At 37.7% G+C, this 24,642-nt stretch carries 21 protein-coding genes; 16 read left to right on the top strand and 5 right to left on the bottom strand.

Features of this window, described 5'->3' with window-relative positions:
* Positions 1 to 33: 33 nt before the first annotated feature.
* Positions 34 to 675, bottom strand: a complete 642-nt coding sequence (locus tag EDC17_RS14675; protein WP_132778796.1) for an IS4 family transposase — start codon at positions 673 to 675, stop codon at positions 34 to 36.
* 496 nt (positions 676 to 1,171) lie between these two features.
* On the opposite strand from EDC17_RS14675, the gene EDC17_RS14670 reads away from it, so the two are divergent.
* The 7 genes from EDC17_RS14670 to EDC17_RS14640 all read left to right on the top strand — a co-directional run bounded on the left by EDC17_RS14670 (position 1,172) and on the right by EDC17_RS14640 (position 12,054).
* On the top strand, positions 1,172 to 1,981 hold the full coding sequence (locus EDC17_RS14670) for an AraC family transcriptional regulator (protein ID WP_132778795.1): 810 nt from the start codon (positions 1,172 to 1,174) through the stop codon (positions 1,979 to 1,981).
* 74 nt (positions 1,982 to 2,055) lie between these two features.
* Positions 2,056 to 2,667 (top strand): DUF417 family protein, encoded by a 612-nt coding sequence (locus EDC17_RS14665; RefSeq protein WP_132778794.1) that lies wholly within the window; start codon positions 2,056 to 2,058, stop codon positions 2,665 to 2,667.
* A 170-nt stretch (positions 2,668 to 2,837) separates the two neighbouring features.
* Positions 2,838 to 4,403 (top strand): calcineurin-like phosphoesterase C-terminal domain-containing protein, encoded by a 1,566-nt coding sequence (locus EDC17_RS14660; RefSeq protein WP_132778793.1) that lies wholly within the window; start codon positions 2,838 to 2,840, stop codon positions 4,401 to 4,403.
* A 206-nt stretch (positions 4,404 to 4,609) separates the two neighbouring features.
* The gene (locus EDC17_RS14655; RefSeq protein WP_132778792.1) at positions 4,610 to 5,962 is read left to right on the top strand and encodes an IPT/TIG domain-containing protein; all 1,353 of its coding nucleotides are present in this window, start codon (positions 4,610 to 4,612) and stop codon (positions 5,960 to 5,962) included.
* Between the two features lie 19 nt (positions 5,963 to 5,981).
* A complete protein-coding gene (locus tag EDC17_RS14650) occupies positions 5,982 to 9,089 on the top strand; it encodes a SusC/RagA family TonB-linked outer membrane protein (RefSeq protein ID WP_132778791.1) in 3,108 nt (1,035 codons plus the stop codon).
* 23 nt (positions 9,090 to 9,112) lie between these two features.
* Entirely contained in the window at positions 9,113 to 11,134 is a 2,022-nt protein-coding gene (locus EDC17_RS14645) for a RagB/SusD family nutrient uptake outer membrane protein (protein WP_132778790.1), read from the top strand.
* 23 nt (positions 11,135 to 11,157) lie between these two features.
* Positions 11,158 to 12,054, top strand: coding sequence for a BT_3044 domain-containing protein (locus tag EDC17_RS14640; RefSeq protein ID WP_132778789.1), 897 nt, complete (start codon positions 11,158 to 11,160; stop codon positions 12,052 to 12,054).
* Positions 12,055 to 12,298: 244 nt separating this feature from the next.
* Here EDC17_RS14640 and EDC17_RS14630 read toward each other — a convergent pair whose 3' ends face one another.
* A complete protein-coding gene (locus EDC17_RS14630) occupies positions 12,299 to 13,153 on the bottom strand; it encodes a mechanosensitive ion channel family protein (protein ID WP_132778787.1) in 855 nt (284 codons plus the stop codon).
* A gap of 209 nt (positions 13,154 to 13,362) precedes the next feature.
* On the opposite strand from EDC17_RS14630, the gene EDC17_RS14625 reads away from it, so the two are divergent.
* A complete protein-coding gene (locus tag EDC17_RS14625) occupies positions 13,363 to 14,697 on the top strand; it encodes a sensor histidine kinase (RefSeq protein ID WP_132778786.1) in 1,335 nt (444 codons plus the stop codon).
* A 95-nt stretch (positions 14,698 to 14,792) separates the two neighbouring features.
* Positions 14,793 to 15,422 (top strand): hypothetical protein, encoded by a 630-nt coding sequence (locus EDC17_RS14620; RefSeq protein WP_132778785.1) that lies wholly within the window; start codon positions 14,793 to 14,795, stop codon positions 15,420 to 15,422.
* Between the two features lie 3 nt (positions 15,423 to 15,425).
* Here the strand turns inward: EDC17_RS14620 and EDC17_RS16915 are convergent, their stop codons facing one another.
* The 3 genes from EDC17_RS16915 to EDC17_RS14610 all read right to left on the bottom strand — a co-directional run bounded on the left by EDC17_RS16915 (position 15,426) and on the right by EDC17_RS14610 (position 18,056).
* A complete protein-coding gene (locus EDC17_RS16915) occupies positions 15,426 to 15,572 on the bottom strand; it encodes a hypothetical protein (protein WP_165894437.1) in 147 nt (48 codons plus the stop codon).
* A gap of 177 nt (positions 15,573 to 15,749) precedes the next feature.
* Positions 15,750 to 16,754, bottom strand: coding sequence for an FIG domain-containing protein (locus EDC17_RS14615; protein WP_132778784.1), 1,005 nt, complete (start codon positions 16,752 to 16,754; stop codon positions 15,750 to 15,752).
* 12 nt (positions 16,755 to 16,766) lie between these two features.
* A complete protein-coding gene (locus EDC17_RS14610; RefSeq protein WP_165894436.1) occupies positions 16,767 to 18,056 on the bottom strand; it encodes a hypothetical protein in 1,290 nt (429 codons plus the stop codon).
* A 1,010-nt stretch (positions 18,057 to 19,066) separates the two neighbouring features.
* Between EDC17_RS14610 and EDC17_RS14605 the strand changes: the two genes are divergently transcribed.
* The 7 genes from EDC17_RS14605 to EDC17_RS14570 form a co-directional block, all read left to right on the top strand.
* Complete coding sequence (locus tag EDC17_RS14605) at positions 19,067 to 20,011, top strand: toprim domain-containing protein (RefSeq protein WP_132778782.1); 945 nt, start codon at positions 19,067 to 19,069, stop codon at positions 20,009 to 20,011.
* Between the two features lie 6 nt (positions 20,012 to 20,017).
* Positions 20,018 to 20,404 carry a hypothetical protein gene (locus EDC17_RS14600; protein ID WP_132778781.1) on the top strand — a complete coding sequence of 129 codons (387 nt, stop codon included), beginning with the start codon at positions 20,018 to 20,020 and terminating at the stop codon, positions 20,402 to 20,404.
* On the top strand, positions 20,401 to 21,516 hold the full coding sequence (locus tag EDC17_RS14595) for a relaxase/mobilization nuclease domain-containing protein (RefSeq protein WP_132778780.1): 1,116 nt from the start codon (positions 20,401 to 20,403) through the stop codon (positions 21,514 to 21,516). The genes EDC17_RS14600 and EDC17_RS14595 overlap by 4 nt, the downstream gene beginning before the upstream one ends.
* A 23-nt stretch (positions 21,517 to 21,539) precedes the next feature.
* On the top strand, positions 21,540 to 22,166 hold the full coding sequence (locus EDC17_RS14590; protein ID WP_132778779.1) for a ParA family protein: 627 nt from the start codon (positions 21,540 to 21,542) through the stop codon (positions 22,164 to 22,166).
* Positions 22,167 to 22,184: 18 nt separating this feature from the next.
* Positions 22,185 to 22,526 carry a hypothetical protein gene (locus EDC17_RS14585; RefSeq protein WP_132778778.1) on the top strand — a complete coding sequence of 114 codons (342 nt, stop codon included), beginning with the start codon at positions 22,185 to 22,187 and terminating at the stop codon, positions 22,524 to 22,526.
* Between the two features lie 202 nt (positions 22,527 to 22,728).
* On the top strand, positions 22,729 to 23,037 hold the full coding sequence (locus tag EDC17_RS14580; protein ID WP_132778777.1) for a DUF4134 domain-containing protein: 309 nt from the start codon (positions 22,729 to 22,731) through the stop codon (positions 23,035 to 23,037).
* Positions 23,038 to 23,316: 279 nt separating this feature from the next.
* Positions 23,317 to 24,642: TraG/VirB4 family ATPase (locus EDC17_RS14570; protein WP_449441395.1), on the top strand; the 1,326-nt coding region annotated here is incomplete at its 3' end.

The following is a 24,642-nucleotide window of genomic DNA, read 5'->3' as shown; positions in this document are numbered from 1 at the left end:
AAATAGCGGAGCGGCGGCTTAAAAAAATAAAATTTATTTGTTAAAGTCATAACAATCCAAAACGTTCATCCAAGCATAATCAACGTAGCCTCTATCCACAACCACCACACAGCCCTTAGGAAATGAAATAGTTTTGGCGATTTTAGATTCATGTTGTTTACCATCTGTGATATGCACAAAACTGGGCATACAGCCATCATAATCAAGTATAGTATGAAGTTTTACAGCTCCCTTAGCACTGCGGAATTTAGCCCAGTCAAATACACTTAAGCATAATGGAATAATAGTAGCATCCATGAGATAGACTTTACGTTTAAGCCTGTTAAGCTCTGCGCGTCTTGGAGAATCTTTACGCCACAAATCATCCAAAAGTTTATAATACAAATCTCGAAATAGGCCATGATCACGATGTTTGTTGATGTAAGAGAGGTTGGACTTGCTAGGAGTTCTAGAAATTCCCATATGACTCATGTTTCCTGTAGTACTACGAAGCCCATTAGAAATGTCACGAACGGAATCAGCAGAGGAAAGATGGCAGAAAAGCATACTCACAAAATGTGACCAACTATTGATCCCTTTGTGGTGCTTGTCGGATTGGTACTTTTGAACCAATTTATTAAAAATGTCACGGTCAACTAGACTTAATATCTGAGAAAATACGTTTATATTTACCATGGCGGTAGTTGAATTTTAGCGAATTAAATATAGCAATCCCTGCTATATAAATACACCGCCATTTTTTCCCTTATTTAGGACGCTTCTGATCTAAAAAGATATAAAAATCATTCGCCTGATCAAATTCAAAATAAACACCAATACAGCACTGCTTATTGGTGTTTATTTAAGAGTAGCTGTTTCTTTTAATATCCACTAAATCCTATACTGCATGATTTGGATTATGGATAGGTTTTGTTAAAGAATCCAATCGGCTTGTAGCTTATCAATTCATAAATCAGAGGGTACAACAAAAGCAACAAGTCAAAATTACGCTACAGAGCCCTCATGTCCTTTGAAAAAGAATAAGATTTATTAACTGTATTTAATGGGTAAGCATTGGAGAAATTGACCGTTACACGCTTGCGCACAATACCCAAGGTTTTGATACAAAAAATTGACCTTTCATCTGTTTTACAGTTTAAGTGATATATTTAATAGTAATTAACTATAAAACATGAATAGAATAACTGTAACGGAAAATATAAAGGCACCTAGAAACTTCACCATTTCTAGTCCGTTGTACCATGTAATTTTATTGAAGCAAAACATGCACTTTATGGTTGACCTTATCCCCTATAGTGTCGACAGATCGGTTTGTATATTTTTAAGCCCATATCAAAAATTTGTAACCCTAGAGCCTTCAGAAATTTCAATACTTGCTTTTCACGGAGATTTTTATTGCATTGAATACCATAAAAAGGAAGTAGCTTGTAATGGCATTTTGTTCAATAACATATTTTCAGCCCCATACATCAAATTAAAGCCGACATTACGGCAAGAGATTCAGGAACTATTTCAAAAAATTAATAGCCTACAAGAGCGCACTGAAGCATTTGAAGAATCTTTAATTAAAGCATATTTACAGGTCTTGTTAGCTCTTTCAAGTAAAGAAAAACAAAAATCCAGTCCACTTGAATCCTCTGAAGTAATAAGTCCATATGCTAATTTCAATGAGATAGTCGAAAAGTTCTATATCAAACAAAGATCCTTGGGATTTTATGCCAATTATTACCAAACTACTTCCGGAAATTTAAGTAAAAAGATAAAAACATTATATGGCAAGCCGCCAAGTGTTATAATACGGGAACGACTCATTCTTGAGGCTAAGAAATTACTTCATTTAACGCATAAAAACATAAGTGAAATAGCATATGAATTAAGCTTTGAAGATGAATTTTATTTTAGCAAATACTTCAAAAAGGAGGTTGGTGTTTCTCCTAAATTATATCGGCAAAAGGTTGGAATTTCTATTGTGGCAAAATAGTACATGTCTTTTACGGAATTGACCATGTTTAAAAAGGCTATTTAAATATACTTTTGAGTTCTAAACTCAATCAAATGGAAAAGATCTATAATTTAAGTATCAAGTTTGAAGGTTACTTTACTAATTTTACGCGAATAGCTGTTTTCGTTGTAATGGCATGGATAGGAGGCTTAAAAGCTTTCCCGTATGAAGCAGATGGAATCGTTCCTTTCGTAAGTAATTCCCCTTTTATGAGTTTTTTTTATGAAAAATCTAATTCAAAAGTATTCAATAAAGAAGGTAAGGAAGTATTGGAATACAGTCTGTATAAAAATCCCGAAGGAAAAACTGTTCAAAAAAATATAGATTGGCATGTAAAAAATAACACCTATTTATTTTCATATGGTTTAGGTATAGTTATAGTATTAATCGGTATACTCGTATTATTGGGTATCTGGATTCCAAAAGTTGGTTTTTGGGGTGGACTTTTAACTGTCGGTATGTCAATAGTTACGTTATCTTTTCTAATTACAACACCGGAAACATATGTTCCCAACCTGGGCGGCGATTTTCCCACTCCGCATTATGGTTTTCCCTATCTTTCTGGCGCTGGAAGATTAGTTCTTAAAGATATCATCATGATGGCCGCTGGTTTTATTATTGCCTCGGATTCAGCAAAAGCTATTTTAATCAAAACAAAGAATTAACAACATTGCACATAACCCAATTACTGGTAGCAATTAGGTGATCAAAGACTATTTTACCAGCCCCTATTTTAGCCTTTAAAAGAAGTTTAAAAACACTTGTTAACCAATAATTAATAATTACTTTATACGCTGTTAGTTTGTGTCCTTTACTTTTGAGCAAACAACGAACTATGAATTTCAAATTATTATTAACTGCTGGCTTATTTAGTCTAGGATTTGCACAGGCCCAAGATTTTGTCAAAGGAATTGTTTACGATGACACCAACCAGAACGGAAAAAAGGATAAAACGGAAATTGGATTGAAAAATGTTTCTGTAAGTAATGGGGTGGATGTCGTACAAACCAATGAACATGGGGAGTATAAATTGCAAGTAGGTAACGATAATATAATCTTTGTTATAAAGCCTACGAATTATTCCTTTCCTTTAAATGACAAAAACCTCCCTGAGTTTTATTATATACATAAACCTGCTGGCTCGCCCCAATTAAAGTATACGACGGTAAGTGAAACAGGAAAAATTCCTAAAACGCTGAATTTCCCATTATATAAACAGCAAGAAGATACAAAGTTTAAAGCTTTAATTTTTGGTGATCCCCAAGCGTATAATCTGGATGAAATTGCCTATTTCAAAAAAGGCATAGTAGAAGATATTACTGCCGATAATGCTATTAAATTTGGGATTAGCTTAGGTGATTTAGTGGGCGACCATTTAGTGCTTCATAAACCATATCAGGATGCTATCCAACAAATTGGAAAGCCATGGTATAATGTTATGGGTAATCATGATATGAATTATGACGTAACAGTGGATTCCTTGTCTGATGAGACATTCGAATATCACTTTGGGCCAAACAACTATGCTTTTCATTATGGCAATGCGTATTTTATTGTGTTAGACAACATTTTGTATCCGAATCCAAATACGGGAAAGGGTTATTTAGGCGGATTTAGAAAAGATCAATTGGATTTCGTGGAAAATAGTCTAAAACATGTTTCAAAAGACAAGTTAATTGTTTTAAGTTTTCACATTCCTTTAGGAAATAAAGATTCTGAATCCTTTAGACATAGCGATAGACAGCGTTTATTCGATATTTTGAAACCATTTAAACATACCGTTTCCATGTCTGCGCATACACATTTCCAGAAACAGACTTTCTATGGTCATGAAGATGGCTGGAAGCAAGAGGTTCCTCATCATGAGTATAATGTAGGTACTACATCAGGAGACTGGTATTCAGGCATAAGCAACGATCAAGGTGTACCTAGCTCCACAATGCGAGATGGCACGCCTAAAGGTTACGCCATACTAAACATAGATAATAATACTTATTCATTTGATTATAAAGTTGCTGGCAAACCCAAAGATTATCAAATGTCAATTATAGCTCCCCGTGTTTTGAGTGAAAAAAATGTACGTAATTCTAAAATCACTGTCAATTTTTTTATGGGTAAGGAAGGTGACGGGGTGCAATATAGATTTGGTAATGACGAGTGGAAAAAAATGAAGTATGTAGAACAACCAGACCCAGCGTATCAATATGAATTATTGAAATATGATACAGCAGAAAAGTTTATCGAAGGAAAACGCCCATCTAATGCTGTTAATTCTACGCATTTGTGGGAAGCTAAATTCCCGAATAAACTGGGTGCTGGAAAGTATGATTTGCAGATTAAAGCGGTAGATATGTATGGAAAAGTACATACGCAAACCATAACTATCGAAGTAGTAAAATAATTTAGGATATATTTAGGTATGTAACAGGATGGGACTTTTACCCATCCTTTTTTGTTTCCACCTGCAGTGAAAACTAGGTTATGTTATGTCTATATTTCCTGCACCCTAGGCTTCATAATATTTTGATAATACACGATTAATAGCTTATTGATGTACGCGGGCTATCCTTGCATCAAGAAAAACAAATTCAATTAATCTATAATTTTATGAATCACTACCTATTAAAGGCCTGCCTTTTGAGCACCTTAATAAGTTTTGCAAGTTGTAAAAATGAAAGTATACTTTCTTCTTCAGCGGCACATGATCCTACCAAAGATGTTGTTTTAACATCATTTTATCCCCTGCAGGGGGGAGCAAGAGACAAGATCCTTTTAGACGGCGAGAACTTCGGAACAGATCCTTCAAAAATCAAAGTCTATTTCAACAAAGCACAGGCAAAAGTTATTTCAAGTAGTGGAGAGCGCATTTATGCGCTTGTCCCAAGATTACCAGGAGCGGACCCAAAAATTTCTGTTGTAGTAGGTGCTGATTCAGTCGTTTACCAACAGCAGTTTGTTTATCGCACGCAAGCATTAGTAAGTACGGTTACCGGTAATGGTGTGAAATCTTTTACTCCGGGAACACTCTCCGAAGCTACTGTGTATGGTAAATACTTAGAATTAGACAGAGAGGGTAATATATTCATGTCATGGCGTGATGGCAACACAGCGGGAAGCTCTGCTGCCACTTTCGGTGTGGCTCGAATAAATGAAGCCGAGAATATCGTTACTCCCTTAATTCAAGCTCCCGCAGAAACACGTGTTTTGTATGCTAATGGGCTTACAGTGGACCGTTCTACAGGTGTTCTCACGGCGGCGCATGAGTCCGTGCAAGAGGTGATGTTTACTTTTGACCCTAAGGAAGCTTGGTATCCTCGTCAACGCAATATGAAGTATTCTAGCAGTGACTATGCCTCAATAGTCGTTGGTGATAGATATAAAAACTTTATCACATTCTCACCTTGGGATGGCCATTTATATACGCGCTATAGGGATGGTAAAGTAGCACGGATCAATCCCCAGACGCTTGTAGCTACCATAATACACCAAGGACCTTATGGTTCGCAATACGGCCAAGCAATTAATCCAGCAAAACCATGGGAGCTATATATAACGCTTCATTCTAATGCAAGCCCCATTGAATTCAGACAGGGCATTATGGTATTGGACCTTAGAGATCCAGACGGCACAGGTGGATTTAAAAGATTAAATGCTCCAGGAGGCTCCAGCTTCAAAGATGGCCCTATCCAAGACGCTTTATTCAATTTTCCCAAAGACATCAAATTTGATAATGATGGTAATATGTTCGTTGCCGATTATGGCAATCACTGTATTCGCATGGTCTCTCCTGAAGGTGTAGTAACTACTGTGGCCGGGCAGCCAGGCAAATCAGGCTACAAGGATGGTGGACCAACTGAATCTTTGTTTAATCAACCCTGGGGAGTAGCAGTAAATGAGTTGGGACACATATATATTGCCGACTGGTCAAATGCTAGAATCCGAAAATTAGTTATAGAATAATCAACCTCTTATTAGTAAAATGAAAGTTTCTCAATTTATAGCTTTGCTATTAATGGTGGGGTTTACCATACCCTGCTTTGCACAGCAAGGTAAAGCATTATCCATAACAGGTACTGTTGTAGATATGAATAAAAATCCCTTGCCTAACGTATCCATCTACATAAAAGATAAACCATCTACAGGTTCATCTACAGATGATAAGGGTAAATTTAGTCTTCAAGTGCTGTATGGTGACAAAATCGTGTTTAGTTTCGTGGGATACCAAACGCAAGAATACCTGAGTATTGAAGATGAAACTGATTTGCTCATAACGCTAAATGAAGACAATTCCACCATTGATGAGGTGGTTGTTGTAGGCCTAGGCAATGTGCAACGTAAAATAAGTTCTGTCGGTGCAATCACCTCTGTGGATGCAAAGGATTTGCAATCACCAGCTCCCTCCATCACCAATCTACTGGGAGGACGTGCCGCTGGGGTTATCTCCATGCAGGGAAGCGGTGAGCCAGGTAAAAATATTGCAGAATTTTGGGTTCGGGGCATTGGTACTTTCGGCGCCAACAATAGCGCCTTAGTATTAATCGACGGTTTAGAAGGAAATTTAAATACGATTGATCCAGCGGACATTGAAAGTTTCTCGATATTAAAAGATGCATCGGCCACAGCTGTATACGGTGTCCGTGGCGCAAACGGTGTGGTATTAGTGACTACAAAAAGAGGTTTGGTAGACCGTATTCAATTAACAGCAAGAGCGAATACTACCTTATCCACTCTAAATAGACTGCCTAAATATTTAGATGCCTATAGTTACGCGCTACTGGCCAACGAGGCAAATGTTATTAGAGGAAATTCGCCTTTATACAACCAAGTAGAGATGGGAATAATAAAAGATGGCTTGGATCCTGACTTATACCCGAACGTGAACTGGCAAGATGAAATCTTGAATAAGAACTTTTGGTCTAATAGTTACTATGTAAGTGGTAGAGGGGGAAGTGAAGTAGCGCGATATTTTTTAAGCTTAGGCGGAAAGTCAGAAACGGCGGCTTATAAGGTGGATAAAGGTTCTCCATACAGTTCAAATGTGGGTTTTAACTCCTACAATTACCGTATAAATTTGGACGTTAACCTGACTAAATCTACAAAAGTATTCTTGGGCTCGGACGGTTTCTTGTCTATCTTAACTCAGCCTGGGGTTGCAGATACAGATTACATCTGGGGCGCCCAATCTCGCCTCACACCATTGAGCATACCTACTCAATTCTCTAATGGGCTACTTCCAGGGCGTGGCACAGGCGATCAGTCTTCACCTTATGTCATGATCAATAGAACGGGTAAAGCCGCTGACGAACAATATAGAGGAAAAACCACTTTAGCGCTAAACCAAGATCTGTCCTCCGTATTGGAGGGTTTGAAATTTAGAGTTCAGGGGGCCTATGATATTTATAGCTACTTTAATGAACGCCGTCGAGTTCAGCCTGCCCTATACAATGGTATTGGCAGAGCTGCTGATGGTTCGTTAATCACTATCCTTACGGTGCCTGAACAAAAGGCTAGCTATAAAAAAGATACCAGACAATTCCGTAAATATTTCTTTGAGTCCGTAATTAATTATGATAAGGTCTTTAGTACTAACCACCGAACTTCTGCATTGATATACTATTATTTAAGTGATGCAAAAGACACTAAAGATGCCACCTCTAATCTGGAAGCAATTCCTTTACGCTATCAAGGCGTATCAAGTCGTTTTACTTACGGCTATAAAGACACCTACCTATTAGATGCAAACTTTGGATATACCGGATCTGAAAACTTTCAACCTGGACGCCAATATGGATTTTTCCCATCAGTAGCGTTAGGGTGGGTGCCATCAAGTTATAAACTCGTTCAAGAGTCTGCCCCATGGTTGAATTATTTCAAAATTAGGGCTTCATATGGATCTGTAGGTAATGACCGCATCTCCAACACTCGATTCCCTTATTTGACAAAAGTAAATCAAGGTACCACCCAGCTGAACTCGGATAATGATCTGTGGGGCATAGGAGGCGTTGAGACAATCGGTGAGACACGCATAGGTGCGGACAACTTAGCTTGGGAGCGAGCTATAAAATCAAACATTGGAGTTGAAGGTAAATTATTCAACAACAAAATAGATTTTGTATTTGATGTTTTCAAAGACCAAAGGAATGGTATATTCCAACAACGGGTGCAGGTTCCTGATTACGTAGGTGTGATGAACAATCCCTTTGCAAACGTAGGACGCATGGAAAGTTCGGGGATGGATGGAAATATTTCTTACAAAGGAAATATAACTCCAGATATAAATTTCACCCTACGCGGTAATTTTACCTATGCGAAGAATATGGTAAAAAACTGGGAGCAAGCTTACTTGGAATACCCATACTTAGAGTACAATAATTTCCCGCACAAATCCATTCGTGGTTTTCAAGCCTTGGGATTATTCAAAGACCAAGATGATATTAATTATAGCCCGCAGCAAACCTTTGGGGCGGTTATGCCGGGAGACATTAAATACAAAGATGTGAATGGTGATGGGATCATTAACAATTTAGATAAAGTGCCCCTGGCTCACAACGATGAAATTCCATTAATAATGTATGGATTTGGGGGGCAAGTAAGTTACAAAAATCTTTCTCTAGGAATTTTATTTAAAGGCACAGGAAGTAGTCCTTTCTTTTACGGAGGAATTGGCTACAGACCATTTTATGAAGGTGCTACAGGAAATGTCTTAGATATCGTAGCCGATCCATCTAATCGTTGGATTCCCATGGAATACGCCATGCAAAATGGTATTGACCCATCCTTGGCAGAGAATCCAAATGCGAAATTCCCTCGTTTATCCTACGGCGGCAGTTCCAATAACAATCAGACCTCAACATTCTGGCAAGGTGATGCCAAGTATATTCGTCTGCAGGAGGTGACCATTAACTATCACCTAAATCCCTCTTTGTTTAGAAAGGTGGGCATCAAGTCAATGGATTTACAGTTTGTGGGAAACAACTTATACACTTGGGATACTGTAAAAATTTTCGATCCGGAACAAGCACGATTCAATGGTCGTGAATACCCTATACCATCAACCTATTCAGTACAGGTATACATTAATTTTTAATTGGGAAAGTAATAATCAAATAAATGAAAAATTCAATTCTAAAAAGAGTGGTTGGAGCCTCAGCATTAATGATTGCATTGTCCAGCACATCGTGTAAGGATTATTTAAATATCGATAATTATTTTGATGACGAATTTAAGATAGACTCGGCCTTCAGTAGTACTCGAAATATAGAAGCTTATATGTGGGGGGCAGCATCAATGTTCAAAGATGAATCGCAAACAATTCGTAACAGTTTCACACCTGGTCCGATGGCAACAGACGAAGGTTTTAACGGCTTAACCAATGCAAATGGTAGTGGAAATATTTACCACGGAATGGATTTTGCAACAGGGCGCATCTCACCTGATTTTTATGGAGAAGGTGCTACCAATTTAAATCAATGGGGCAATTATTACAAAATAATTCGAAAGTGTAATATGATTCTGCAAAATTTAGATACCCCAGAAGACTTGACCAATGCAAATAGAGCAAGAATAGAAGGATATACCCGGTTTATTAGAGCTTATGCTTATTATTATCTTTTGTTGGATTATGGCCCTCCGATCTTATTAGGCGATGAGCTAGTGAACACCAATGAGGAGTTAGCCTATTACGATCGGGAGCGCGCTACCATGGATGAAGCAATGGAATACATATGTAATGAATTTGAATCCGCAGCATTATTAATTCCTGATCAAGTTGGTATTCTGGATTTTGGGAAGCCTACTCGAGGTGCCGCCTATGCTTTAGTCGCTCGATTGAGATTAATGCATGCAAGCCCCTTATATAATGGCGGTGCTGTGGCAAGTTCATATTTTGGCTCATGGATCCGCAAATCAGATGGAATACATTATGTATCTCAAAAATACGATGAGAAGCGATGGGCTATTGCTGCTGCTGCTGCTAAACGCGTTATGGATATGGGAAAATATAGACTGTATACCGTAAATGCCGATGAACAAACAGCTCCCTTGCCTCAAGGTGTAACATCTGATCCTAATTTTTACGCCACATATCCTAATGGCGCAGCAGGAATAGACGCTTTCCGCTCCTACTCTGATATTTTCACGGGCGAGGCGTATGCTGCCATTAACCCTGAATTTATTTGGGCCAGAAACACCGCATACCTCAATACAACCATTAATCAAGGTGCATTTCCCCCTTCTTTAGGGGGATGGGGCAGATTCTGTGTAACACAGAAAGTCGTAGATGCATACCTAATGGATGATGGACGTACTAAGGAAGAGGCTGCTGCTGACGGTTATTATTCTGAAACGGGATTCACTACCCAAGCCAAACGTTTTTCTGGATACCCTTTGAATGCCGGTGTTTATAATATGTATGCGAACAGAGAAATGCGCTTTTATGCTTCTGTGGGTTTCAATGGCGCTGTTTGGCAAAACTTAAGCGTAGTCTCCAAAACAAACCACACAGCCGACTACTTCTACCAAGGAGCCGATGGTCGTGGAGGCGTAACAGCATCTTCTCCTAATTATCCAATTACGGGCTACGTAATAAAAAAATACAACCACCCAATGGATGCCTTAACCGGAACGGGTGCTCGCCGGATTGATAAAGCCTATTCAATAATTCGCTATGCAGAGATTTTATTGATTTACGCAGAAGCGTTGAATAATCTTAAAGGTAATCATACTGTTACCTTAGGTAACAAAGAATATGTCATGAGTCGTAATGTTGAGGAAATAAAAAAATCGTTTAACCAAGTTCGCTATCGTGCCGGCCTTCCAGGACTTACACAGTTACAATTGAATAATTCTGACTTGATGCAAGAACAAATCCAACGTGAAAGAATGGTAGAATTCCTATGGGAAAATCTTCGTTATTATGATGTTCGTAGATGGGGAATTTATGAAGATACAGAACGTGAGCCCATGAGTGGAATGAATCCAGATGGCGCAACCCCCGAAACGTACTATCGTCGTGTGATTCCTGGTTCATCTTCATTCTTAAAAAGAGAGGTAAACAAAAAATTGGTATGGCTTCCCATCCCCCGAGCGGAATTAAGAAGATTGCCTTCTGTATCACAAAACCCAGGGTATTAATAGTTAAACTTTAAAATAATAAAATGAAACGCAAAATATCAGCACTGCTAATATTACCATTTTTTCTGTTTTCATGTGAGGATAAAGATGTATTTGAACAGGAAATGTATAAAAATGTGATTGCTCTAATAAGTAGTTCTTATCATAATAATTTTGAGGAAATAGTTCCCTTAAACGGGCAGGAGGTAACAGGCTACATCACAGCCTCCGTAGGGGGATCTTATGCTCCGGATCGCGACTTGACGGTTAAGCTTATTGAAGAAAATACTGCTTTCGATAGGTACAACTGGTCTTTATTTGATGCTGATACCCGACTCTATGCAAAATTATTAGCAAAGGATAAATACGAGATTCCGGAATCTAAAATAGTTATAAAAGCAGGCGAGCGTACCGGGCGGGCCTTGGTTAAACTACGACCTGATGGGTTATCGCCAGACTCCACCTACTTCATTAGTTTACAGGCATTCCCTGAAGGTGAAGTAGAAATAAATCCCACCAAAAGTAATGTGCTATACAAGGTGATGATTTATAATCAATTTGCATCGCAGGCCAAGAACTCCTTCTACAGCATGACGGGCCTTCAGGATGGAGCCATAACTGCAGCCAACAAACAGCTATTCCCTCTTTCGAAAAATAGTGTACGCGTTATAGCCGGCATAGAATCGTTTGCTAGCAATGAGCAAAGTATAGCAAAAACATCAATCATACTAGAAGTTGGCACAGATAATAAAGTTACTATAAAGCCTTATAAAGATCTTGTGGTACGTCAAATAGATAATGACTCACGCTATCCCAATGAATTTAAGGTGGAAGAGTCTTTCGGTCGAAAATTTAATGTATTTACGCTATGTTATGAATACCAAATTGGTTCGACAAAAAAACTTATGCATGAGGAATTAAGAATGGAAATAACAGAATAAATACTGCATTGAAATTAGCTACGGGGGTAACAAATTAGTTTGCTACCCCTTTTAGTTTATAGAACAGACGGCATACTACAGCATGTAAAGGGCAAGCCGCAGAATTTGAAATTGGGATTGCAAGCCGTAAGTCAGATTGCTTCACGATTAGGCGTGTCAACAGGTTATAAAAGCTGTGCCACGGCCAATCACCTGTCAGCTCGCAGCGTATACAAATTTTATGTAGAATAGGCTGCGCAGACGATTACCCTTCGGTTTTGGAAGGATAGTTCATATAGATATCTGTTTTAGGGAATGGAATTTCAATACCTGCTTCATCCAGCGCCTCCTTACAATCGATAATTAATTGTTCGTGCATTTTCCAAAAGACATCATTGCTGGCAGTCACCCTCACAGACAAATTTATCGAACTATCGTTTAATTTAGTGACTACCACCTCTGCAGCAGGATCTTTAAAAGCATATTCATTTTTCTCAATAACGTTTAAAAGAATTTCCTTTGCTTTTCTAAGGTCGGTATTATAGCCCACACCAATGTCAAACCATGTTCTGCGCGTGCCCATTTCGCTATAGTTGGTAATATTGCTGTTGGACAATGAACCATTGGGGATAACAACAACTTGATTTTGTGGTGTCACCAGTTTGGTATTAAAGATATCAATAACTTTAACAGTCCCATCCACGCCTGTGGACGAGGAAATATAATCCCCTACTCGGAAGGGTTTAAAAAGAAGAATTAACACCCCGCCCGCAAAATTCGATAGCGAGCCTTGAAGGGATAAGCCAATGGCCAGTCCCGCTGCGCCAATAATAGCTATAAATGAAGAGGTCTGAACCCCCAATTGGCTGATGACAATTATAAATAATATAATGCGCAGAGACCAATTGATGATATTCCCCAGGAATGTCCTAATACTAGGGTCCACATTCCTTCGCACAAATATACGATCTACCAGTCTTCGAACTAAGCGTATAAACCACACCCCTAATAATAAAACAATTATCGCGGATATAACTGAGCCAAATAGGATGGGCAGATAAGCAATTGTGCTATCTATTAATTTTTCAAGTTTCGACTCTATATTTTCTATCTGATTCATCTTTCATCGTAGTTGAAGTGGTAATTAAATATTTAATTATACATAATATACAAAATATTCTTGCTTCCTTCAAGCGTACATGGAATTTAGTATGTAAACATAGTAATTTCATAATGTTTAGGTAATAATATGAGCAGGTTTTCGACGAAAAGCTATAAATATTGTTTTATCTTTGAATTCAACTCGTTATACTCTATCTGCTAAAAATAATGAAAAAAATTTTCCAATACTTACTGGGCCTTTCGAAAATTGGCACCACAGATAATGCGAGTTATATAGAGATAAAGCAAGTACAAATGGTAAACATCATAGCCATTACTTGCATTATCCCTCCGTTAATATTTTCTATTATAAACTTCTATGATGGCAGGCTATTATTAGCTTTAATAAACTTTTTGACTTCGTTTAGTTATCTGATAGTAATATTTCTGCAGTACCACCATAGACAAAACGCTGCCAAAATCTTATTGGTAGGCTTTAATTTCTTACTTTTTTTTACAAGCGCTTTATTATTTCGTAATGCAGGTGAATATTTTTTAATCAGTATTTTTATCATATCGATGCTGCTATTTGACAATTCCATAAAATTAGTGATATGGGGTATCATACTGGTAATTGCTATTTTGGTAATTTATGCTTTTCCTGATTTGAATCTCTTCCCAGCAGTTCCTTATGACAGAGGGTTATATAATATTGTTTGTGCTTTAATATTAAGTATCATTGCCCTGATATTTTTTAAGAATGTAATCTATCATGATAAAAAACTTATAGAACATCAAAGGCAAAAGCTCAACCTATTGAATATAGAGAAAGAAAAAATATTTTCCATTATAGCGCATGATTTACGTACTCCTTTGCATAATGCCTCCAGCTTATTAGAAGCTTTTCAATCCACGAGCCTATCGCGCGAGCAATTAAACGATTTTATTAACTCCATCAAACAGCAGATTAACGATCAAAATAGAGTGTTGGAAAATATCTTGGAATGGAGTAGCCGGAAGATGATGGGTGAAAGTAGTATAGCCCGTGTGGTCGCTATTAATAAAGTGATAACTTCACTCCTGGATGACTTTGAGGTACCTCTAAAAAATAAAAATATTGAAGTGATATGTAATATACCCCCTTACATATCCATCCTAGCAGATCCAGAACATGTAAATATAATATTCAGAAATATTTTAAGTAATGCCATTAAATTCAGTTATCCTGAAGGTCAGATAAATATATTCAGTAGGCAGGCAAAAAATGGCGTTCACATCACCATACAAGATTATGGAGTGGGAATACCCTCTTCCAAAATTAATGCTATATCTAAAAAAATACAGAACAGATCATCGGGCACCAATAACGAACCGGGGGCAGGCTTAGGACTCATGTTATGTAAAGAGCTCATTGATTTAAACCAAGGTAGTTTGACCATTTCCAGCAACAAGGATTTTGGAACTCTTTTTACAGTTACCTTTCCTATGGTGCATCCAGTTCAAGGCAAGGAGTGGACGCCCACAAAGGATAGTAATCGCTTTAGCAATTTTAATAAGAATTAATTTTACTTTTTCCTGCCGTGAATTATTGCCTCTGGAGCTAAGGGTACGACTAAACTTAAAATTCAATAGATTGTTATGAATTGTAAATCAGCAAAATGCGAATTGCACATACTGATCAAAATATTATCAAGCTAAAAAGAATTATGGTACGTACGCTTCAAATTACAAATGCAATTGCTCTGCTAGCAACCATACTCATTAATTATTTATCGAATTTAGGGATATTCAGTAGTAACACCATATCGGATATATCTAAGAAATACGATACGCTATTTACACCTGCAGGCTATGCTTTTAGCATCTGGGGATTAATCTATATACTGTTATTCGCATTTGTTATTTTTTACGGCCCCTTGGTAAATGCTAACGATAAAAAAGAAATAATTATACGCAAAACAGGCGTATGGCTGATTATATCCTGCCTGGCAAATTCACTTTGGGTATTTGCTTGGACAAATGACCATCTACTGACTTCCGTACTATTAATGCTTATACTCCTGCTATCCCTTATTAAAATAATATCCGCCTATTTACATTATCACACTGTTGATCATCGGTATATGCACCTGTTTTTTGTAACACCATTTTCCATTTATTTAGGCTGGATATCTTTGGCACTCATTGCTAACATGGCTATATACTTAAAGAAAGCGCAATGGGGGAGGTTTTGGAATATCCCCTCAGGATTGGACAATTCTACTTTTAGCTGTGGCTGCGCTTATTAATATTTATATGATATGGAAGTACAGACTATATTTCACAGCTATGGTAGCCGTTTGGGCTTTTTCGGCCATTGCAGTGGCCAATTCAGGAATTAACCTCCTATTCGCTTCATCAGTTCTTATGGCTGCTTTACTACTGGTAAATATTATCATTCGATTTATAATTGCTAGAAAAAAGAATTTAATAGCCCCCCAAGCATAATAGCGGATAATGTACCACACTATATATAGTCAAGCGCATAACGTACAGTCGTTTTGGTTTATTACCTATAACCCTAATAAAGCAAGGCCCATTCTCATGGGCCCATACTAACATTTACTAAGAAAAAACTAACAACAATAAATACTATGAATACTTAAACTTTTATTCTTATAAAACTCCAATACCCTTTTGACCATTTGGTAACTCCCTGCAATAAAAGGTACATATTGATTACTATTTTTAGCTGACCTATCTAATATGGGATGCATCCCGTCGATGGCTAGCCCTCCTGCCTGCTCGATAAGATATGCCATAGGATTACCTGCATACATCAACTTTAGAGAACCTTGGGCATTTCTTTTTGTTTGTGGATATAGCACTAATCCGCCGCCGGTAAGACATTGATGCATATTGGCAATCAATGATTGTTTCGTTTTATTGATATATCTGGGAGCATTTTCTACTTTAAAGGATTTTAAGGTATTTAAATAGCTTTGAATCTCTGCGGGAAATTCTTCTTGACTCTCTTCTATGAGACAATATGTAGTAGACTCCTTACTAATTTTCAAATTCTGATGGGTTAGTAAAAACTCTCCGATATGGGCATCATAACTAAAAACCTGCACACCTTCCCCTAGGCTCAGCACCAGCGTAATGGTATTACCATACAGAAAATATCCCGCAAGCTTTTGTAATCTCCCTGTTTTTACAGCACCACGATTTTCAAGATGCGGATACACACTAAATATAGAGCCGGGGGATTCTAAGGTATCCAAAGCATTAGAATAATCCAACGGATTTATAAAAGCTATATAACTGGCATGTGGACTCTTATCTTGCTTTACCGTCTTACGGGTAATCTCAGAAGAAAAATGGCATGTAACTTTGCCACTTTTTTCGAGGTAACTTCTAAATACATCATGAGCTAATATATTTAATGGGTGCCCCTCCGAACCTGGAAGACTGCTTTGGTTTTGACCACTCGCGACCTCAAATAACTTGTTCCTTGAAATGTTATAACCTATTAGCTTTGCTGCTAATACCAGGTCCAACATAACGTTTATAAGATCGACAGAAATAGTTTCCGCCTGCAACTTATCCCATAAAAACTGGTGCAGTGATTGTAATTTCATTCTTTATAAGCATTAGTTATAACAAAAAGCATCTCCCCTACTTTTTTGCTTAGAGCGCATCTTTACATCTATAATGCGTGCTAAATTTATTATTTGCCTACAATAACTATAATCCTTATCATACCATATATATAAGGTCAGCATGCTACCATCAAATGAAACTTTAGTGGAGCGTCCTTCTATTACTGCCACCCCAGGATTACCCTGAAGGATATAATGGGAATCGAAATTATTATCAAAACATATATCCAACACTTTAGATTTGTTTGCAGACGCTGTGCTCATCTTAAAAAATTCATTAATATCTTCTAGTGTAATTTTTTTTTTCATTTCTAATACCAGGATGGCGATTGATCCCCTTAGTATAGGCACGCGTATGGCATTGCAGGTAAGACGGCCTGTTAAACAAGGGAATATCTCAGCCATAATGCTAGAATCCTTTACCTCAGTTGTTATATCATTAAAATCTTTAAGATTATATCCTTTTTCAGAATGCTGGCGTTCATCATTTATTTGCAGCTCATCACTGGTATGGCTGATGTACTCAATATGCCCTTTTATAATGCCATACTTATCTTCCAGGATATTTATTACTGGAGCTACCGCATTTATTGATGATGATGCAGTAGCATATATATTACTATCTAGGCTTGCTATCAAATCGTGATTAACACCAAATATAATATGTGGGATGTCCGGGCACGACCCCGCAAAGATGACCTTTGCTATTCCTGGACAATTTAAATGCTGCTTTAAGCATTGTTTGTCGCTAGAACCAGCCCAAGAGGTGTCAATGAGTAATGCATTGTCTATACCATAGCTTTTATAATTCACCTCACCGGTATCCTTAGCATGAATGACATGAACAAAATGTCCATTAATTATAAGTCCCTGATATTTTTCATCTATTTCAACAATAGATCTTTTTATGGTATTGCCTGAAATATTGTTTATCAATGAAGCCATTTTATTGAACTGCTCCACTCCCACTTGCTCTTTAATAACAATTGCCCGCAGGTTCAAATTAACGCGCGTAGCCGGATCTTCACACATCTCATGGGCCAGCAAGCAGGCTGTGGGGCCGAAGCCAAATAGAACAATGTCTTTTTGCTCGGGCGTATTACTTAAATGGCCGTACCATAACTTGGCTATTAAGGATTCCTTAGTTATAAGATGAGCATCTTCAAAACTATCCTTTAATACGCCCACATCAATAACGCTCGGCAACTCGGGTAATAGCAATAATTCTTGAAGAATACCTGTTATAGTACGCAAAGACTCAAGAGCAGCTATATTGGACACACTTTTATGTAGCTGTAGTAATGTGCAATTATTTACTTCCACTAGACTATGCTCGTGATATAAAGTAAGAATGTTCCTATCCTTCCACAATATACTGGCTAATAGATTAATGGTAAGACACTCTTGTTGCTTATTTCTAATTTGTACTAACTGCTCTGTTATCATTTTAGGCAATGCTGGTTAAATCTTAACCCAAAGGTATATCAATTTATAAATCCAACGAACCCCATTTTATATATTTAGCAATTTTTAACGCCCACAATTTCAATTATTGCAAATCATTATTTTTAAAAGCGGTCGCCATTAAAATATTTTCAATAATTACTGTTTTTTAATTGAATGATTATAAATATGGATTGAGCTGTATATATAATTATTATGAAATTAAGCTTCGCTATCGCCCATTATAATCAAAAATTTTAAAAAAATCAAAGCATCGACAACCCTGTTACAACTTAGTAATCAAATGTTTACGACTGTTTTTTTTTGAGAGTGAAATAGAAATTTCACCCCTTTGCACTGTTAATTACCACATTTAATTATTTGTTTTACAAGCAATTAGAACGACATAATTTTATTAGGTCCTTCAAACCTAGAGTTTTGAATACTTGCAGTTTAGCTTTAAGTAACAGATGTAAGAGCTAGGTAAATGGTTCATCACAATTAAATACGCCTAAGTGGAACACGCGCATGATTGATGAGCCATGTTCTTTGACATACAGGAATGAAGCATTACCCCAGTCAAGGGGAATTTTGCGAAGGTGAGGATAGTACTATCCAATATTCCGAAAGCGCATTGGCAGGTTGAGATACCCGGTCCGTAAGGGCTGACGTGAGTAATTCCAAAACAACAAATCAATAACAAACCTACATTAACTATTATATCATAGCAGTAGTCGGAGAAGTAATTTCTCCCCTACTGCTTATTAAGCTGAAAAAACGAATTGTTGGCTTTCAAGCTATCTTGCCATCACGCTGATCATTCTTTGACTTAGATAAATCCAGTTATTATGCCACAAAACATTCCCTTTAGTAATTATCAGGATATTAGTATAGCAGAATTCTTAGCTAAACTAGGCTATCATCCCGTCAAAAAAGCGGGGAAAGAACTCTTCTATCACAGTATGCTTAGAGATACCCCCAGAATTACCCCATCACTGAGCGTGTGGGACCAGGGCGGAAAATGGATAGATAGAGGCGGGCCAAATGAAAGTGGCATATACGGAGGAGGCATCATACAACTTGCTAAAGCCTATTGGAAAAACCTACCGCTTGTTGAGGTGTTAAAAAATATAGACCACACCTTAAATATCATACATTTTGATGAAGTAAAACCGATTTATTTACAGGTTAATCCTGTAAATCTTACCCAAAGCTACGCTTTTAAACTTTTTAAAACCGAGCCTTTGGGAACAAATAGGAGATTAACAGCCTACCTCAAATCCCGAGGAATATTCGATATCTCCTCTAGGCATCTAAACGAAATATACTATATAAATCAAAATAAGAACAGTGGCAGCAAAATATACCCGGCCATTGGGTGGAAAAATGAACATAACAATTGGGAGTTCAGCACGCCTTGGGGGTTCAAAAGTAGTATTGGACAAAAAGGAATATCCATCATCCCGGGCAACCTAAAAAGCCATGTAGTACTCTTTGAAGGATATATGGATTATTTAAGCTGGCTAAAATTAAATTCTCCGCAACAGCCCATGCCCACCGCATATGTCTTGAATTCTATAATACATCTAAAAAAAATATTGGAAAGGATTGATTCCATGGATAGAATAGAACTTTTCTTGGATAATGATATACCGGGGAAACAAACCACACGTATAATTCTTGATAAATATCCCCATGCCCAAGATAGGTCTTTCCTTTATCAGGGCTACAAAGATTATAATGAGATGTTGATGGATCAACTCCACAACACGAAAATTGGTTATAAAAGGTGACAAAATATGTTAGAAACAAAACAACGCAAAGCAACGCGCCATAACTTACACATACAAGTATCCTTAGAGTTAAATCAAAAAATAGAAAAACTCTCACAAACTTTAAACATGTCTAAAGCCAAGTTCATTAGGAAGCTGATTATGGATAAAGCCGATATGATACTGTGCAATGCTCCTGAAGTCTTAAGAAAATTAGATCTTATAGGCGCTCAACTGGCAGAAGAAAATCGGCAGATGGCAGATTTAATTAAGCAAGTGCAGCAGCAGCAGGATAGTAAACAACACTGTCCATTACAGGTAATATCTTTGCGCATACTTCAAAACTATCAGAAGGTTGATTATCTGGAGACCTCCTTTCGTGAAATAATTGCATTACTTAAAAAAATGTCATGAAGGTAATAATCTTTAATTCTCAAAGCTCTTTCAGTGGTGTTTTTTACAATTTCAACAAGATCGCTCATAACCGCGCCGAACTCATGGCCTCTTATAATTTTCAGGCGCTTCAGATTTTGAAAACCATAAAAGCCAAAGACTTCCTAGACTACCTACTCATTAAATCAAGTTCTGACCGCGTAAAAAAAATCCAGTTCCATGCTACAATCATCTGTAAAGGCAGAGAAAAGAACCAGTTTGAGCTGAGCGAAATAGCGCACAAATGGATGAAAAAGATGGGATACAAAGAGCAGCCTTACTTGATATTTTTCCATTACGACACCCCGCGAAATCACGTCCATATTGTATCTTCAAGAGTCAACGCTCAGGGTAACTATTTACCCACCTTTTATGAAGGATTAAGAGCATACGAGCATCTATTTGACATTATTGGTTTAGATACTAAAAGACAAGCGTTAAGCGATTTTGATGAGGCATCAAACTATAAATTTTCCTCTCGAAGAGAATTTCTCATGCTTTTACATGCAAAGAAATACATTTTAAGGTTTAAAGGAAATAACTTACTTATGATCCGGTACGGTAAAGTTCAAGCGCAAATAAATCTCGATAAGATATATAATAAACTCAGTGCTCACCCCATAGATCTACCTCGCAGAGATGTGCTGAGAGATCTATTTAATGAATTAAAAAATCAGTATAGCACCGGGATAAAAAAAGTACCATTGCTGGTTAAAAATCCCTTTTTCTCTCCCTTGAAGTACACCTCCGATTTCATCAATGCCTTAAAAGAAAGGCATCAAATAGACATTGTATTTTCTTATACTAAGAACCGGCTTCCAACAGATTATGCGATAATAGACCATGCGACAAAGCAAGTATTTAACGGCAAAGACATAATGCCTATAGAGAGCCTAATTAGGCCAGTGAAAACGATGGCATCAGAAGAATATACGCTAACAGACGATCTTGGTGAAAACTATAACCTACCAGCCAGCCGACAGCTAATCCGGGAAACCCTATTAGAATTAAGCAACCTAAATTTTGAAATTACCCCTGATAGAGATGATAGATCGCTTCTGCGGCATAGACTTCTGAAGAAAAGATCTGCTTAACATCCTAATAAATTTCATCGTATATGATTATAGTATTTGGAAGTACTAAAGGGGGTGTAGGAAAAAGCACTTTATCACTCGCCATGGCCAATTATCTTACGCAAGAACATAGAAAAAAGCTTCGTGTTTTGGACCTGGACTTCAAGCAATCCCTAGTTGATATTGCGGAGAAAACAAAAATACTAGAAATCAGCCCCCTATACCCCATCCAAGCAAAGGAAAACATTTCATCTGAATTACTGAAAGCTTCTGGAGCTGAATCCACTGAGAATATTATTGTGGATTTACCCTGCTATCTGGATGCGAAAGCACATTATAGCTTCCTACGCTCGGCCGATTTGATCTGCTGTCCCTTTGCCTATGATGAATTCACAATTAAAGCCACACTTTTATTTGCCTTGCTGGCCGTAAAAGTCAATCCACTAGCACCCATTGTTTTCATTCCCAACAGGATAAAAAAAAATGTTTTTATCGAATCAAAACAAGAGATAGAAAAAGTATTGAGCGGCTTTGGAACGATTAGCCCGACACTTTACGATAAAATAGACTTCCAGCGAATCAGCAACGTCCATACGCCTGCAACACTTCTTTCAACGCTGTTACCCGCTTTAGACCACCTATATGAAACCTTCATGATCAAAAAAAATTGAACCCTTAAAACTATAGATATGACTTGGATTAATTTCTTATCATCCCTTTCAGTTGTGTACACGCTTTACTATGTGTTTAATCTCCTAAAAGATGCTTATTTCAGCAATAGAAATAAAAGCAGAAGCCACAAAGAACCTTTCGACATAGTTCCCCCCAAAGAGCCTCCCCCCGAAAAAGTTGCTTATATAAGTCAGAGCATTCCAAATGACCAATTAAATTTAAAAGAAATAACTCCCGGCGACCTTTCGGAAATCTTTCCCCTGCCCCTAGTTAATTCCACCGGCGGGGTAAATTTCCAGGATCTACTCGCATTGATCAACAAAGAGGCTATTGAATATAGTAAAGCTATTCCTTATTAGCTACCCTGATAGTACCTATGGGAACATAAACTGCTTTATACAATAACACACTGGTTGACCTTATAGCAGCATCAGCTGATACACCCGCCATTTTACTGAACATAAGCGATATGCAAGTATTATCTACCGCTCACCTGTGAGCGTTGTGAGCCCGAAAAGACTTAAAAAAGCTATCGATAATTTAATATTAAACCCAAAAAACATGAAAAAATTAAACAAAAAATTTTGCCTGGCTATCGCTATGGCCTTTCTTTCCATCCATCAATTATTTGCTCAAGGAGCGCAAGTTGGCATTAATGCAGCGACCTCCTCACTGACAAGCTACGTCGACCCGATGTCTACCCTTATTCTGGCCATAGGTGCAGTTGTAGGATTAATAGGAGGTGTTCGGGTGTTCATCAAATGGAATAGTGGGGATCAAGATATAAACAAAGAACTCATGAGTTGGGGTGGATCCTGTTTATTCCTGGTGCTGGTAAGTGTGGTTATCAAAGCTTTCTTTGGCGTATGATCTCGGCGGGCCACCCTATTTATAAGGGTCTACAGAAGCCTCTACAGTATAAGGGCTTTAAGGGGAAATATATATACTGGGCTCTGGCTTCGATATTTCTAGGGGTTATTGTAGGGTGTATTCTGGGCGCTGTAACCAACCCGATATTATCTGGACTTACAGCCGTGGGCATCATGGCATCAGGGATAACATTCACCCTTTATAAGCAGCGATCCGGAATGTCCGCAAAAACGCAAAACCTGGGGTTATATATCTACCCCAATAAAATGTTTCTAGCCTATGAAGAACAATAAAAAAGCATTTACGCTGCCCTACGCAGGGATTGATACAATCAACGGGCATAACGTCCTTTATACCTTGAATGGAGACTATTCCATAGTCATGAAAATTTCCAATTCCGTACTACAGTATTGTGCGGACCCTCAGCAATATCTTAATTATCAGCACGTACTATTAAATGCCAGCAAAATATTAGGGGAGAATCATGCCATTCAGAAACAAGATATATTCATCCGGAAAAGGTACCAAGAAAAGCCACGAAAAGAATTTTTAGAGCAGCAATACCAAGCGCATTTTATGGGAAGAAAATATACTGAGATCCAAACCTATATCATCTTTACCCATCAAGTGAAAAAAAGCGCGTTTTATACTTTCGATCAGCATACGCTTAATAATTTTCTACTGAGCATAAATAAAATTTATGATCTCTTTGTGCAAGCCAACCTCGAACCAGAATATCTTAGCAAACAGCAGACGGACCATTATGTAAGGCGTATACTTTCCATGGACTTCACCAGCAAGCATATTGCCCATGATAACATTCAGGCGGGCAACACCGAAGTATATATTGGAAAAAAAGCAGTAAGAAGTATATCATTAATTGACACAGATCGAATAGATTTACCAGAAAAAATAGGATCATACCACATCAAGACGGAGAGTAACGGTATACAAAACTTCCCCGTAGACAACTTCTTTTTTCTATATGACATCCCAGAGTATCATTGCTTTATTTACAATCAGATCATTGAAATACCTTCCCAGCGCAAGCTCCTTAATTACCTGGAGATTAAAAGAAATAGGCATTCGAGCATCCCGGATCCAGCCAACACATTATGCGTAGAGGATATCGACAGACTATTAATCGATGTGGCGCGCGAAAACCAACTGCTGGTTCATGCGCATTATTCTATCGTGATATGTTGTAATCCCCAAAGTATGGAAAGATCGGCGAACTTTATTGAATCGGCACTCTTTCAACAGGGGATTATTCCTTCTGGTAATGCTTTCAACCAGCTGGAATTGTTCCGCTGCGCGCTACCAGGCAACAGCTCAGAACTCAAGAAGTATGATAAATTTCTTACTACCATAGATGCAGCACTCTGCTTGTTTTTTAAAGAAAGGCTTCTGGTGGACGAAAAATCCAGTTTTCTGTTAACATTCACCGATAGAAGTGGAATACCGGTATCTATAGATCCATCGGATTTACCCATGCAAACCGGACGGATTAAAAATAGAAACCGATTTGTACTAGGATCCTCGGGCACGGGTAAAAGCTACGCCATAAATGCAATAGTACAGCAATATTTGCAATACAATATGGAT

Origin of the sequence: Sphingobacterium alimentarium, from assembly GCF_004342685.1 — a bacterium.
Classification (GTDB): Bacteria; Bacteroidota; Bacteroidia; order Sphingobacteriales; family Sphingobacteriaceae; genus Sphingobacterium; species Sphingobacterium alimentarium.
The sequence above is the reverse complement of the archived record's forward strand: the minus strand, read 5'-3'. Positions and strand labels throughout refer to the sequence as shown.